Annotated in this window: 1 protein-coding gene; it reads right to left on the bottom strand. The window is 61.7% G+C overall.

Features of this window, described 5'->3' with window-relative positions; genetic code table 11:
- On the bottom strand, nucleotides 1-512 hold a 512-nt coding region (locus tag H0921_RS17615; protein WP_194539841.1), incomplete at both ends, for a tetratricopeptide repeat protein.

The raw sequence follows: 512 nt of genomic DNA, 5'->3' as shown, positions 1-512 counted from the left end.
GTGCGGGCTGAATGCTGGCACCCAACTGAGGCTGTAGCTGGAGCGCCTCGCTCAAATCCGCTATCGCCTGATCGAAGTCCCTCTGTTCCAAACGGGCCAAACCCCGGCCAAAGTACGCCTCGGCAGAAGAAGGATTCAGGCGGATCACCTGGCTGAAGTCGGCGATGGCTCCGTCCCACTCCTGCTTCTCCGCTCGGAGCAAACCCCGCCGCTGATAAGCCGTTGCCAATGCAGGATGAATGCTGGCAGCCAACTGAGGCTGTAGCTGGAGCGCCTCGCTCAAGTCCGCTATCGCCTGATCGAAGTCCCCCTTCCCCACATAGGCCATACCACGCCGAGAATACGCCTCGGCCAAGTTGGGGTTAAGTCGAAGCGCCTCGCTCAAGTCCGCTATCGCCTGGTCCCACTCCTGCTTCTCCGCTCGGAGCAAACCCCGCCGCTGATAAGCCGTTGCCAGTGCGGGCTGAATGCTGGCAGCCAACTGAGGCTGTAGCTGGAGCGCCTCGCTCAAG

This window comes from Thermogemmata fonticola (assembly GCF_013694095.1).
Taxonomy (GTDB): Bacteria; Planctomycetota; Planctomycetia; order Gemmatales; family Gemmataceae; genus Thermogemmata; species Thermogemmata fonticola.
The sequence above is the reverse complement of the archived record's forward strand: the minus strand, read 5'-3'. Positions and strand labels throughout refer to the sequence as shown.